A 12,675-nucleotide genomic window follows, 5' to 3' on the forward strand; every position below is an offset into this window, starting at 1 on the left:
TCCTACACAAAGTCAGCCTCCTCGTTGTGCTGAGTGCCTTTGTTGGTGCTCCCACTTCGGGGAGGCTTTTCTTTGTTTTTACAAGCTATTTTATTTTTTCGATTTCGTCTTTCAACCACTCAAATTCTCTCTGGGTATAAACCTTTTCAGTGATGTCAGAGATCTTGTGACCGACCATATATTTGATTGCGTACTCGTCAACGCCGTACTTCTTTGCCATCGTCACAAAGTGTTTGCGACCATCATGCGGTCTATGCTCGGGGTTCAAATTCAATTCATCTCGAATCATGCTGAAGCCTTTTTGGTATCGAGCATAAGTGAGTGCAGTGTTTTTGCTGCGAGCATTCGGATTAACATAGTTGAGCAGATACAGACTCCCAAGCTCCTGCGCCTCTTTATATTTTTGTTTGACCAAATGACGGATCTTCGAGTGAATTGGAACGACACGATCGGTACCGGCATCAGTTTTGATACCGCCTCGGAAAGTCCAGTTTTCCAAATCTACATTTTTTAATTCAAGCAAACCAAGTTCTTGGGGACGCCAACCAGAATAGCACTGAATAAGCAGGACATCTACAAGCATTTTATCATCAGTGTGTTCCCAAAGCAAGTCCATCTCTTCTTCCGTAAAAGGAATATGCTCGTTCTTAACTGTGACGATTTCTTTGATTGTTTCCTCACTGAGGTTAAAAGTTCGCGAATAGTTCCGGTCAACAAGCTCGTACTCCAAGGCATAATCCAGCATCAAGTTAAACAAAGACTTAATCTGGTTCTTCATGGATGCACTTGGTGTCTTCTCTTCGCCTCGAACCTTCGATAAGCCTTCGTCCATACAACCTTTTACATGACGAGCGCGGACATCTTTGACTCGCATATCATACACGGCCGAGCAATACCCCCATGCTGAAGCTACTGAACGAGTGCTTTTAACTGTCTTCTCGTATTCAGCAAGCCATTTCTCGTAAAGTTCCTTCATAGTAATAGACGGTTCAAGGTCGTAAGGGTTCTTATTGTACTCGACGAGGGCGGCGTAGGCATCGTTGTATGTCGAAAGTATGACTCCGGTTTAAGAGGCTTGCAGATAGGCCGTCCGTTCGAATCCTTTCCGACACTTATCATAGCTCGAAATGGGTTGCGGAGATTCCGATTCTTGATCTCACTGATCTGCCCGAAACCATTTGGCAGTCTACGGCGTTTGTTATTCTTATTCCGAGGTTTTCTCGGTTTTATATTTGGTTGCAATGGAAATCCACAGTGAGGACAAGAAATTGCTTTGTCGCTTACTTGTAATTCGCATTCAGGGCATTTCATCAACACTATTATCACCTTCCCCATTGATTTGCTATTAGTAATCATATATCATAAGTGTAGGAATGTCAACTCCTACATTCAAACTTTTTAATCAGAGAAAAGAGAAAGCATATATGATTAGTGATAACCAATCAATCTGCCCAAAGTGCGGAGGGCAGCTTAAATACTACGATCATGTTCAAAGATTGGTACGGACGAAATTCGGCAACAAAAAATGGGTAGCTATCAGAAGACTTCGGTGCTGTAAATGTCATGCAGTTCATCGGGAGCTTCCTGACTTTATATTTCCGTATAAACAGTATGAAGCAGATATTATTATCGGCGTGCTTGAAGGTCTTATTACTTGTGAGACTTTGGGTTTTGAAGATTATCCTTGTGAAATGACGATGATTCGCTGGCGCTTGTTTCCACCGAGGTTGTTTTTACTAAAAGCCGTTCCTAACCTAAAATAGCGGTTGAAAGGAGGCAAACGCCAATGGAAGAAATTATATTTGCATCTGGGTCTGTCCCGGTGGCAGTTGCAGCACGAGTCTACGGGAAAGACGCATCCTGGATTCGAGCCGGCATCGTATCTGGGTGGCTACCGATCGGAAAAGCTACTCGGAGTGGAAAACTCGTTACGAATTTAGAGGAAATGAACTCTAAGTATGGACGCATCAACTTTTATATTTCGCCTAAGCTCCTCTGGCAGGAGACCGGCTATATATGGAGGGGTGAACGCGTATGAGTACATTGATACGACCGGAACTTTCCGAAACTAATCGTTACTGGATCGAGAAACACCGCTATTACGAATTGAAGCATTTCTGCTTACAGTATCCGCTATGGCGTCATGCGTACAATTCGTTGATAGACTATCCGGGTTCATGGCCGCAATTAGTTCCGCCCTGTAAAACGAATGTTGTTAGTGATCCCGTTACCAAGCATATTGGTGAGAGGCTGTACTATGCCGACCGTATGAAGATGGTGGAACAGGTTGCAAAAGAAACGGACGAAGAGCTTTCATGTTATATTTTGGAAGCTATAACGGAGGGTATTTCATACGACCATTTGAAAGCCAGAACCGGCATCCCATGTTGCAAGGATGTTTATTACGACTTGTACAGACGGTTTTTCTGGCTGCTTAGTAAGGAGAGACAGTAATGAAGATTGTAGATATTGCAGTGAAAAAAGTCTATCGCTTCAACTGCCCGAATTGCCAGAGTAGGCTTGAAGCCGACAGCAGTGAGCTGACAGACATCGGAGGCAAAGTAAGCAAGTTCTATTGCCCCGTATGCCGTAAAGACCGATATATAACCTGGTCTGACTTACGGAAGAAGATCGTCTACGAGGGTTCGCAAGAATAACAGTGTCCTTTATGGAGAAGTGAGAGCTGATGCACTATAGCATTGGCTCTTTCTTTTTTCTAACTTAGATTAAAACCCGGATGGAGGTGACAGGTATATGTGTTAAATTAGTATCTGGAAAAATCCCCGGGTTGAAATTTTTGAAAAACAATTTGAAAGGAGATCACCGTGGAAGTTGTCTATGTAGTTATCGGAATTATGATTGGGTTTGCCGTCTCATCTATCATTCGCCGAAAGCATCCAGTTGGTTTTTTGCGTATTGACAAGTCTGATCCGGACGGACCCTATCTTTTTCTTGAACTGAAAAAGAGCGTTAATGAAATTATAGCTCAAAGAACTGTCCTATTAGAAGTGAAGCGTGAAGACTTTATTCCGCACAAATAACACTTCCTTTTATGGAACCCTATTAAAACGAAAGGAGAAACGAATATGGGTGAAGAAAACAGAAGTTTGTTGGAAGAGGAGATCAAAGCCGAAATTAAACGCTTGGGATCTCTCGAATCCGGAAGTCAGGAGCATACCACAGCAGTGGATAGCTTGACGAAGCTGTACAAACTGAAGCTCGAAGAGGACAAGAACACCTATGAGCGTCTGGACAAGATCGAGAATCGTGAAATCGATCAAGAGTCCAAGACGGCTCAAATGGCAGAGTCTGTCAAAGATCGATACTTCAGATTTGGTATGGCTGCCGCTGAGCTGGTGCTGCCGTTGATGTTCTACGGCGTTTGGATGAGACGAGGTTTTAAGTTCGAACAGGACGGAACTTTCACCTCTCAGACATTCAGAGGTTTATTCAGTCGATTCAGACCGACTAAGAAATAAACCGGTTCCAAAAGCGGAGAGTTCGTGCATACAACACGTTCTCTTCGTTTTTCTCCTGCTCGAAATTTACAAGGGCTATTGTGAGAGATGTAAAAGTGCTTTTTATCTCTTGATAAAATACTGATGGCCGCTATACTTAATAGTGCCACACAATATCAAGGAGGTAATTTGCAATGAGCTTTTTTAACGACGCGCAGAGAGACGGTTTACTTACTGGACGGTATATTTGCAGTGAATGCGGAGGACTTATGGAATTTGAAGACGAGTGGGAAGATACTTTAGTATGCCCGGCTTGCGGTCACTCCGTCGATTTAGAGCATTACGGTATGGAGAACGATGAAGAATATGATGCTCTATATCCGACCAGAGATCAGATCTGCGACGACTAATTAAGACTATTAGCAAAGGGGAAGGAGTCCTGACGAGGGCTCTTTCTCTTTTCTTTTTATAGGTGATGGATATGCGATACCATTTTGACAAACCGGAAATTTACTTGACCTTGTATGGCGAGCGTTATATTTGTGAGCATCCGGTTTACAATAGCTGCACTCTCTACAGAATTGAAGAAAGAGGTTTAGCAGTAATTCAGCAACGATTTGACTCCGAGACGAAAAGTACATGGTGGAGCGAAGTTGACCCTTGGATTACTGACGCTTTATATTTGCACCCTGATTTTCGAGAATACTTTGAAATGAGGGCTGGGACTTGTACGGACGGACTATACCCTACTGTAACGGTTCGCCAAATTATGTGGGCATTAAAAATGAAGCCTATTCAGAAAGAACGATGGGAAACCGTATTCGATAGACGGGATATCTAAGCGCAAAAAACGCATCTCCCTTTATGAAAAACTATTGAATTTTGAAGGGAGACATGGATTATGAAAACACTAAAGAACAAGCTATATGCTGTAGTATTACTTATTTGTGGGTACTTACCGGTACTTATCGACAAAGATGCAACAGCATTAGTATTCTTTGCGTTTATCGCAATACCGTTGTTCTTTGCAAAAGAAAACTGGATTTATTGAGGATTGAGCCGCCAACAACGGCTCTTTTCTTTTCGCCAAAATTACAACCCCTATTGTGGAAAACGATGCTATTCGAAAGGAGTAAAAGGAGCATGGACGAAATGAAAATTGGTTCTAAATTCACTACGAGCATTATCTCGAAATTGGCGAGTTTGGCAATCCGAAAGAAATTTGGTTATGATGTAAAACTGAATTTGAATGAGGTAAAAGCCACAGTCGTTGACGGAAAGACGCATGTTCATCTGGATATAGATGCCGATCTTGAGAAAGATGAACTTACTAAAATCCTGAAAAGTATTGGTTTGTAAAATCTGAAAGGAGCTGCTAACAACGGCTCTTTTCTTTTGCCGCGCGAAATTTACAAGTCTTATTATGAGAGACGGGTTAGCTCAGTTGGTAGAGCGCCACACTTCCGTGGAGGTCGTCGGTTCGAATCCGATACAGTCTCTCTTGCTTTTTATTTTCGCATGAAAGGAGAAAAGACATGAGCATCGATCAGCTTGATTTAATCTTGTATGACATGTACCGCATGGACGCTTGGCTGCCGCCTTTGTTTGGTAAATGGACTGAAGATTATAAAAAAGCGAGTTACTCACAATGGGCTGTCGACGAGCTCAGAGATTTTATCGCCGAACAGATTTACCCTCGAAGAGAAGGGTCTATTGATGAATTCTGTAAGCTCACGCATGAATTTATGATGAAGACCGCTAAGTATGCGAGGGTGAATCCAAACACGAGTCTTATGTTTCGATCTGCCAGTGAAATGGCAGCGAACATTTTAGACCTACTAAGGGCTATGGAATAACAAAAAAACATGAAAGGAGAAAAGACATGAGTAAGAACCAAGCAATTCAAAAGTTGCTGCATAAGTCAGGGCTTTGTATCAGGAAATACTCACCTGTTGCATTGTCTTGTGTAGCATCAGCCGGCGTGGTAGTCACGGCAATTGCAGCAGCCAAAGCGACCCCACGAGCAGTAGCGTTAGTTTACGCAGACAGTCGCAAAAAGCATGATGGCGATCCATATGCGTACACCAAGAAAGAGGCGTTCATCGCTGCATGGAAATGTTATATTCCGGCGGTAGCATTTGGGGCTTCTACTATCGCTTGCATTATGGGCGCTAATGCACTAAACCGACGTCAACAGGCAGCACTAACAAGTGCATATGCGCTTGTCCAAAGTTCTTATAAGGAGTATAAGGACAAGCTGAAAGAGCTCTATGGTGAGGAAGCTCATAATGCTATCGTAGATTCTATCGCCAAAGAAAAGTGCAAGGACATCAGTATCTCTGCTAATGGAGGTTGGTACGATTCTTCTCTCGATTTTGGTGAAAGCATGGAGCCAGAAGTCTCCCGCACTTTCTACGATAGCTTTTCACAAAGATATTTTGAGTCGACCATCGAGAAGGTCATTCAGGCTGAGTACCATCTGAACCGCAATTTCATGTTTGCAGGTGTTATTCCTCTAAATGATTTTTACGAGTTTCTCGGACTTGAAAAGACGGAACTCGGAGATGCCGTAGGATGGTCAAGCTGTAATGGCGATATTTATTGGATCGACTTTAACCATCACCGACTCACTTTGGATGACGGCATGGAGATATATGTTATCGACATGGTTTTTGAGCCTACAGCTGAGTGGATGGAAGATCTGTAAGTTCGCAAAAAATACATTTCACTTTATGAAAACGAAAAGGAGGTTTCGCTTTATGAATAATGCAAAATTGGTTAAAATCCTGGGTCTTGTCGCTACCGCAGTAGGTATGGGGGCTACGCTCCTCACTGACTGGGTGAACGAGAAGAAGATGGAAGAAAAAATTGATGAACGCATCAATGAGAAGCTTGCCGCACTTAGCGATGAAGAAGACGAGGAGTCCTAACAAGGGCTCTTCCTCTTTATCCGAACGATATGTGTGATGCAAGCACGGCTGTTTCGATTATCCAACGATATGTTGGTGAGCATCTGTTCAGTCCATCCTTCACATGGCCAAAGTATGAATTCAGAAAAAGGTCATATCAGCAATGGGCTGCATATGAAATCTGTCATCGAATCTTGGACAAGCCTTTTGATGATCCAATCACCGTCATCGAAAATTTCATGTTCGAGATGGCTATGTATGCTTGTTACGGCGAGGACGAGCAGCGTAGCTTTATATTTCAGAGTGCAGTCGAAACAGCTGAAGAATTAAGTCTACTATTTGTTTAACCGAAAGGAGAAAACCATGCCTAAACAAAGTTTAGCAAGCATTGCCAAAGGTGTACGGACGGCAATGAAAAAACATAGTCCTGAAATTCTCACCGGTATTGGAATTGCCGGTATGATTACCACCACTGTTATGGCGGTAAAAGCAACTCCCAAAGCTCTGATTCTGCTTGAAGAGAAAAAAGACGAGCTGGATACGGACAAGCTTGAGCCGAAGGACATCATCAAGACGGCTTGGCCTTGTTATATTCCAGCTGCCGTTGTAGGTTCCATCTCTGTCTTCTGCCTGATTGGGGCAAGCTCGACTAATCTTCGTCGAAATGCTGCTCTGGCAACGGCATATACCCTCTCAGAGTCTACTTTGAAGGAGTATCAGGAAAAAGTTGTTGAGACAATTGGTGAGAAAAAAGAACAGTCCATTCGAGACTCTGTGTCGAAAGACAAGATGATAAAGAATCCTGTTCGAGAAGTGATTCTCACTGAAAACGGCGGCAACACAATCTGTTATGATGTCTTGTCCGGCCGATATTTCAAGTCTGACAGGGATAAGATTACCAGGGTCATGAATGAACTGAATCGGCAGATGCGTGACGAAATGTATGTCACACTAAACGATTTCTACTATGAACTCGGTTTAGACGGAACCAAGATGGGCGATATGCTCGGATGGAACATTGATAAGGGTTACATTGACCTTGCTTTCTCGTCCCAGCTGGATGCAAATGGCACCCCTTGCCTGGTGATCGACTATCAGGTAGCACCAGTTTACGACTATCAGTAAATTTGCCGCGCGAAATTTACAACTTATTTAATGGAAGAACATTCCACAATTTCACACATTTGAAAGGAGATTTCACAATGAACAACAATGAGATTATGAACAACGAGGTCGTTGAAGCTACCGAAGAGGTTATCGAGAACGCTGGTTTGAGCAAGGGCGTAAAGATTGCTGCGGGTATCGGCTTGAGCGTAGTTGTAGGCGTGGTCGTCTACAAGTATGTAGCAAAGCCGGTGATCGCAAACATCAAAGCCCAGATCGAGCAGAAGAAGATGGCTGCTGAGGAGAATACGGTTATCTTGGAAGAATCTGATGTTGCCACTGAAGACAACTAAAAATGCGAATTTGAGAAGTTCGGATAAGGGAGAGTACCTGTAACAAGGTGCTTTCCCTTTTTTCTTTATCTCTCGAAAGGAGGAAAAAATATGCAGCAGTATCAATACGACGGTCCTGTTATGCGATTCGATGATTGCGTACAACATCGCTGGAAAGCAACTACTGTTGCTCCGACGGAAGCGAAAGCGAAGAGCAATCTCGCCTATCGATATAAAAAAGAAAACGGCTTGATGCCGAACACAAAAATTACTCTGCCCGGTAAGCTGATTCCGGCATAAGAAAGGAGATCACCCAGTGGAAGATTACAAGTCTAATTCTGATAAAGCTCGTCAGGAGCAGCAGTCAGAAAAGAAAGTTGAGGCGGTTATTACCGGGGCTGCAAAAACTCGAAAAAAAGGCGAGATGCAAAAATTCGCAGATGTCTTTATTGCAGAAGATGCAAACAATGTCAAATCTTATATTTTGATGGAGGTCATTGTGCCTGCTGTCAAGAAAGCGATTTCTGACATTGTCACTACCGGTATCGACATGATTCTGTACGGCGAGGCAGGTCGCAGCAAGAAAAACGGAACGGCATCTAAGGTGTCTTATCGGAACTACTACGATCAAGGCACAGACAGAGTGCGTGCAGGTTCCGTTGGCAACAGACGCAATACACCTGATTATGATGATATTCTCTTCGATACCCGTGGAGATGCGGAAGCGGTTCTCGATGCAATGAACGATATCATCAGTCAGTATGGAACGGTGAGTGTATCCGATTTCTATGATCTCGCTCGTGTTCCCAATGATAACTTTACTATGAACCGCTATGGTTGGACAAATATTGGCGGTGCAACTGCGGTACGGGTTCGAGACGGTTATATTCTGAAACTGCCTCGTGCAATCCCGCTGAATTGAAAGGAGAAAAAATAATGCTTGAATGTAAAATTTGTGGCACTAAATTCAATGCCGTTATCGAGAGACATTATCTTGCTCGTGATAACGGAAAAACTGGGCTGGCAGTTGCCTTTGGCTCTACTGCTGAAGAATGCCTGTATGATGCATTTGACTGCCCGATGTGTGGTTGTCAGGTAATCGCAAAAGAGCGTAAGCGTGATTATATTTCGTTTGTCAAGGAGGATGAAGATGATGAACAGATCTGAGACTCTTGATAAAGCAAAGGCTTGTGTATGCGGGCAGAGAGAGAATGAATACGGCTCTCCGGAAGATAATTTCGCCGCTATTGCTGGCTTTTGGAGCGTCTATAAAGGCATTGAATTCACTGCAAATGATGTTGCCATGATGATGGCACTTCTTAAGATTGCACGAATCCGGACAGGCACGGCTACGGACGACAGCTATGTCGATTTAGCGGGTTATGCTGCCTGTGGTGCAGAAATCAATTCCAACAAATAACGAAAAGGAGATTTTATAAACATGAAAAATAAGACTGAAATCATGAAGAGCGTGAACGGCGTGGCTTCCAAGACCGTTATGAAGCTCAAGAAACACAGCCCTGAGATTCTCGTTGTGGCTGGTATTGCCGGTACGGTCGTAAGTGCCGTCCTCGCCTGCAAGGCTACCACTAAGGTGGCAGAGATTCTCGATGAAACTAAGGATACTCTTGATACTATCCATGATGGAATGGAAACTGGTGCAATCAACGGTCAGGAGTATACGACTGAGGACGGCAAGAAGGACACGGTTGTGGTCTATGCTCAGACAGGAATGAAGCTTGCAAAGCTTTATGGCCCCGCCATCATTCTTGGCACGCTGTCCATTACCAGCATTCTGGCATCCAACAATATTCTTCGCAAGCGCAATGTTGCTCTCGGGGCGGCTTATGCTGCAATCGATAAGAGCTTCAAGGAGTATCGTGGTCGGGTCATCGAGCGTTTCGGTGAGCAGGTCGACACTGAACTGAAATATGGCATCAAAGCGAAGAAGTTCGAGGAGATCGAAGTTGATCCCGAGACCGGTAAGGAGAAGAAGGTCAAGAAGACTGTGATGGTCGCTGACCCTAATCTCCAGAGCGATTATGCTGTATATTTCGACAGCAAGAGCCGCAACTACGAAACCAATCCCGATTACAACCGCATGTTCCTCAAGGCACAGCAGGCATTTGCAAACGACAAGCTTCAGACCCGTGGTCACCTCTTCCTGAATGAGGTTCTGGACGATCTGGATCTTCCTCGTACCCCTGCTGGTCAGATTGTCGGTTGGACAAAGGATGGTCCGGACGGCTATGTTAATTTCCGCATCGTTGAGGTAGAGCGTGAGACCGAGGATGGTCGTCATGAGCCGGCGCTTCTGCTCGACTTCAATGTTGAGGGTAACATCTGGGAAAAGATGTAATCAACCACCTTCAGACTTGGACTGGGGGTGATATTTTTAATGTAAAGGAGTTTTAATAATGCGCATCAAACCACGAGCGATAGCCGCCGTTCTCTGCATGATATTCTTTGTTGGTTTTGCAGTATGCGGTGTGGTTCGCTCTACAGATAAAGAAACATCGGAGATCAAGCAATCTTATCCGGTTCTTGCGGAGGCAGAGCCAGTGATTATAGCGGATCTTCTGATGGAATCTCCTAACTTAACACCTGAAGTGAAGAATGAGCCGGACTATCCTCTTACACAAGAAGAAATCGACCTCATAGCACTCGTAACCATGGGTGAAGCTGAAGGAGAAACAGAACTGGGAAAACGCTTGGTCATTGATACAATTCTTAACCGTATTGACCATCCATCTTTCCCGGATACTGTGTACGATGTTATTTATCAACCCAATCAGTTCAGTGTGATGTGGAACAGCAGGATTGATCGTTGTTATGTCATGCCTGAGATTGTTGAGTTGGTAAAAGAAGAACTTTTGGAACGGACAAATTACGATTGTGTGTTCTTCATGGCCGGAGGATACAGCAAGTATGGTGAGCCTTTGTTTCAGGAGTGTTGTCACTACTTTTCGAGTTATGACTGAAAGGAGAACATAAAATGAAAGCTTTGTTTTCGTACATTCTTTCCACTATGGCAGGGCTTTGCCTCGTAGGAGGCATTGCTGTTCTCTCCGGTGGAAAGGAGTAAATAATGGATATTCTGGATGACTTCATCTCAACCGTCGATGCCATGTTGGACAGTCGGCGGAAAAGACACATTACTGGCGGGATTCTTCTGAGTGCAGCATTGCTGTTCGGAGGTCTCGCCATTACTGTTGTTACAATTCAAACTGACGAGGAGGAATACGAAGATGAGTAAAACCGGTTTCGCTATGTTTCTGGCTGGAGCCACGGTAGGCGCCGCAGCAACATGGCTTTGTCTTAGACGGTATTACGAGCAGATTGCACAGGAAGAGATCGATTCTGTGAAAGCGGCATTTGCCGAAAAAAAGCCCGTAAACACTAATATCGCCAAGAATGAAAAGAGCAATGAAAAGCAGGAGGAAAATCAGCATAAGGCAGATATTGCCAAGCTGAAACCCGACCTGGTGAATTATGCCGCTAAGCTTCAGGAAGAGGGCTATACCAATTACACGGAGCACAGCAAGAAAAATACTGAAGAAAAAAAGGATGATCCTATGCCCAATGAACCTTATGTCATCTCTCCGGACAATTATGGTGAGAATGACAATTACACGCAGATCAGTCTGGTCTATTATGCAGGTGACGAAGTCCTTGCCGACGATGAAGATGAAGTCGTCGAGGATATTGAGGACACTGTTGGCGAGGACTTTGCTGAACATTTCGGAGAGTATGAGGACGATTCGGTCTTTATTCGTAACGACCGTCTGAGATGCGATTATGAAATTCTCAGAGACAATCGCTCTTTCTCCGATGTGGCTGAAGGCTCCAACTACTAATAGGAGGATTGAATGACTGAAATTGAGCTGAACAATGAATATTTTGAGTGGATGTGTCAGCTCGTATGTAACGAACGATATAGCCGGAGGCTGTCTTATCAGAAGCTTCTTCGTCATCTGCATAATATTGATTTTCAATATATGCTGCCGATGGACGGAAATCGAGCAGAAGATGGGATAGACCTCCGGTATCGTTTTGGTTATGAAAAAGAATACGAGGGTCTTATGATTGCCAGTTATCTGGATAACCGCCCTTGCAGTGTATTGGAGATGCTTATTGCCTTAGCGTTTCGTTGCGAAGAACATATTATGACCGACCCGGATATCGGTAACCGCATGGGACAGTGGTTCTGGAACATGATTGTTAGTCTGGGTTTAGGGTCGATGAGTGATTCTCGATTTGATGCGGCGTATACGGACGATGTAATATCTCGATTTATGAACCGCAAATATAAGCGAAATGGCGAAGGCGGTTTGTTTACCGTCGAACGCTGCAAGTATGACATGAGAACTGTTGAAATTTGGTGGCAGATGAATTGGTATTTGGACAGCATCCTATGAAGGAGAATTACCATGATTCATACGCAAGTGTACGGGTTTTTTCAGACATGCTTACCCGACCAGGCAAAGGAGGTAAAAGAATACTTCCCAAATGGTAAAAACAGCATTCGAATTCGCAAAACCAATGGACAGGAATTTATATTTTCGTTGAGAGAGCCGAAGGCTTGGAAGTTTGAAACGATCGATCAATTTCTTGCCGACATGAAAGGAGAAAAGAAACATGGATGAAATGATTCGTTATATTTTCGGAAGTCTTCGCTGCTCCGAAACTGCGATGCGTGTGTTTGCTAAGACGCTCAGAAAACAGAGGTCTTTCAATTGCAGCACCGTCATGGTCGCCACGGTTATGACTGTGCACATGCTTATCCAGGACTTGGAGATTCGCAGTATGCGTGACGAGATCGGGAACCTTAAAAACGAAATCAAGGAGCTTAGAAAAACGGAAGGAGACTAA

At 43.9% G+C, this 12,675-nt stretch carries 25 protein-coding genes and 1 tRNA gene; 24 read left to right on the forward strand and 2 right to left on the reverse strand.

Annotated elements, in window-relative coordinates:
* Positions 1-85: 85 nt before the first annotated feature.
* Together DXB00_RS00380 and DXB00_RS18045 are read right to left on the reverse strand one after the other, a co-directional pair.
* The gene (locus DXB00_RS00380; RefSeq protein ID WP_330575166.1) at positions 86-976 is read right to left on the reverse strand and encodes a tyrosine-type recombinase/integrase; all 891 of its coding nucleotides are present in this window, start codon (positions 974-976) and stop codon (positions 86-88) included.
* Positions 973-1,356 (reverse strand): zinc-ribbon domain-containing protein, encoded by a 384-nt coding sequence (locus tag DXB00_RS18045; RefSeq protein WP_442861353.1) that lies wholly within the window; start codon positions 1,354-1,356, stop codon positions 973-975. Before DXB00_RS18045 ends, DXB00_RS00380 begins: the two co-directional genes overlap by 4 nt.
* A gap of 68 nt (positions 1,357-1,424) precedes the next feature.
* Between DXB00_RS18045 and DXB00_RS00385 the strand changes: the two genes are divergently transcribed.
* The 24 genes from DXB00_RS00385 (at position 1,425) to DXB00_RS00510 (ending at position 12,675) form a co-directional block, all read left to right on the forward strand.
* A complete protein-coding gene (locus DXB00_RS00385; protein WP_119214344.1) occupies positions 1,425-1,763 on the forward strand; it encodes a DUF6431 domain-containing protein in 339 nt (112 codons plus the stop codon).
* Positions 1,764-2,453: 690 nt separating this feature from the next.
* Complete coding sequence (locus tag DXB00_RS00400; protein WP_003529434.1) at positions 2,454-2,657, forward strand: hypothetical protein; 204 nt, start codon at positions 2,454-2,456, stop codon at positions 2,655-2,657.
* Positions 2,658-2,825: 168 nt separating this feature from the next.
* Positions 2,826-3,041 carry a hypothetical protein gene (locus DXB00_RS00405; RefSeq protein WP_243107110.1) on the forward strand — a complete coding sequence of 72 codons (216 nt, stop codon included), beginning with the start codon at positions 2,826-2,828 and terminating at the stop codon, positions 3,039-3,041.
* Between the two features lie 45 nt (positions 3,042-3,086).
* Entirely contained in the window at positions 3,087-3,479 is a 393-nt protein-coding gene (locus DXB00_RS00410) for a hypothetical protein (RefSeq protein WP_003529438.1), read from the forward strand.
* Between the two features lie 173 nt (positions 3,480-3,652).
* On the forward strand, positions 3,653-3,868 hold the full coding sequence (locus tag DXB00_RS00415) for a hypothetical protein (protein WP_003529440.1): 216 nt from the start codon (positions 3,653-3,655) through the stop codon (positions 3,866-3,868).
* A gap of 491 nt (positions 3,869-4,359) precedes the next feature.
* A complete protein-coding gene (locus DXB00_RS16550; protein WP_003529451.1) occupies positions 4,360-4,509 on the forward strand; it encodes a hypothetical protein in 150 nt (49 codons plus the stop codon).
* Positions 4,510-4,601: 92 nt separating this feature from the next.
* Entirely contained in the window at positions 4,602-4,817 is a 216-nt protein-coding gene (locus DXB00_RS00425) for a hypothetical protein (RefSeq protein WP_009325052.1), read from the forward strand.
* A gap of 68 nt (positions 4,818-4,885) precedes the next feature.
* Positions 4,886-4,958: transfer RNA gene (locus tag DXB00_RS00430), tRNA-OTHER, on the forward strand.
* A 35-nt stretch (positions 4,959-4,993) separates the two neighbouring features.
* On the forward strand, positions 4,994-5,314 hold the full coding sequence (locus tag DXB00_RS00435) for a hypothetical protein (RefSeq protein WP_119214347.1): 321 nt from the start codon (positions 4,994-4,996) through the stop codon (positions 5,312-5,314).
* A 26-nt stretch (positions 5,315-5,340) separates the two neighbouring features.
* Positions 5,341-6,165, forward strand: coding sequence for a DUF6353 family protein (locus DXB00_RS00440; RefSeq protein WP_119214348.1), 825 nt, complete (start codon positions 5,341-5,343; stop codon positions 6,163-6,165).
* Between the two features lie 52 nt (positions 6,166-6,217).
* Entirely contained in the window at positions 6,218-6,388 is a 171-nt protein-coding gene (locus DXB00_RS16555) for a hypothetical protein (protein WP_016407366.1), read from the forward strand.
* Positions 6,389-6,730: 342 nt separating this feature from the next.
* Entirely contained in the window at positions 6,731-7,492 is a 762-nt protein-coding gene (locus tag DXB00_RS00450) for a DUF6353 family protein (protein ID WP_119214350.1), read from the forward strand.
* Between the two features lie 77 nt (positions 7,493-7,569).
* Entirely contained in the window at positions 7,570-7,824 is a 255-nt protein-coding gene (locus tag DXB00_RS00455; RefSeq protein WP_119214351.1) for a hypothetical protein, read from the forward strand.
* 90 nt (positions 7,825-7,914) lie between these two features.
* A complete protein-coding gene (locus tag DXB00_RS00460; protein WP_003529467.1) occupies positions 7,915-8,103 on the forward strand; it encodes a hypothetical protein in 189 nt (62 codons plus the stop codon).
* Between the two features lie 16 nt (positions 8,104-8,119).
* Entirely contained in the window at positions 8,120-8,725 is a 606-nt protein-coding gene (locus tag DXB00_RS00465) for a hypothetical protein (protein WP_003529469.1), read from the forward strand.
* A 14-nt stretch (positions 8,726-8,739) separates the two neighbouring features.
* Positions 8,740-8,970, forward strand: a complete 231-nt coding sequence (locus DXB00_RS00470; RefSeq protein ID WP_119214352.1) for a hypothetical protein — start codon at positions 8,740-8,742, stop codon at positions 8,968-8,970.
* Positions 8,954-9,223, forward strand: coding sequence for a DUF6378 domain-containing protein (locus DXB00_RS00475; protein ID WP_119214353.1), 270 nt, complete (start codon positions 8,954-8,956; stop codon positions 9,221-9,223). Before DXB00_RS00470 ends, DXB00_RS00475 begins: the two co-directional genes overlap by 17 nt.
* 21 nt (positions 9,224-9,244) lie before the next feature.
* Positions 9,245-10,162: a DUF6353 family protein gene (locus DXB00_RS00480; RefSeq protein ID WP_119214354.1), complete on the forward strand. Its 918-nt coding sequence runs from the start codon at positions 9,245-9,247 to the stop codon at positions 10,160-10,162.
* 58 nt (positions 10,163-10,220) lie between these two features.
* Entirely contained in the window at positions 10,221-10,784 is a 564-nt protein-coding gene (locus tag DXB00_RS00485) for a cell wall hydrolase (protein ID WP_119214355.1), read from the forward strand.
* Between the two features lie 107 nt (positions 10,785-10,891).
* Positions 10,892-11,059 (forward strand): hypothetical protein, encoded by a 168-nt coding sequence (locus tag DXB00_RS00490; RefSeq protein ID WP_009325064.1) that lies wholly within the window; start codon positions 10,892-10,894, stop codon positions 11,057-11,059.
* The gene (locus DXB00_RS00495) at positions 11,052-11,660 is read left to right on the forward strand and encodes a hypothetical protein (RefSeq protein WP_119214356.1); all 609 of its coding nucleotides are present in this window, start codon (positions 11,052-11,054) and stop codon (positions 11,658-11,660) included. Before DXB00_RS00490 ends, DXB00_RS00495 begins: the two co-directional genes overlap by 8 nt.
* Positions 11,661-11,672: 12 nt before the next feature.
* Positions 11,673-12,221 (forward strand): hypothetical protein, encoded by a 549-nt coding sequence (locus DXB00_RS00500; RefSeq protein WP_119214357.1) that lies wholly within the window; start codon positions 11,673-11,675, stop codon positions 12,219-12,221.
* A gap of 12 nt (positions 12,222-12,233) precedes the next feature.
* Positions 12,234-12,449, forward strand: a complete 216-nt coding sequence (locus DXB00_RS00505) for a hypothetical protein (RefSeq protein WP_009325067.1) — start codon at positions 12,234-12,236, stop codon at positions 12,447-12,449.
* Positions 12,442-12,675 (forward strand): hypothetical protein, encoded by a 234-nt coding sequence (locus DXB00_RS00510; RefSeq protein WP_119214358.1) that lies wholly within the window; start codon positions 12,442-12,444, stop codon positions 12,673-12,675. Before DXB00_RS00505 ends, DXB00_RS00510 begins: the two co-directional genes overlap by 8 nt.

The sequence above is a fragment of the Butyricicoccus sp. OF10-2 genome, from assembly GCF_003481925.1.
GTDB lineage: Bacteria > Bacillota > Clostridia > Oscillospirales > Butyricicoccaceae > Agathobaculum > Agathobaculum butyriciproducens.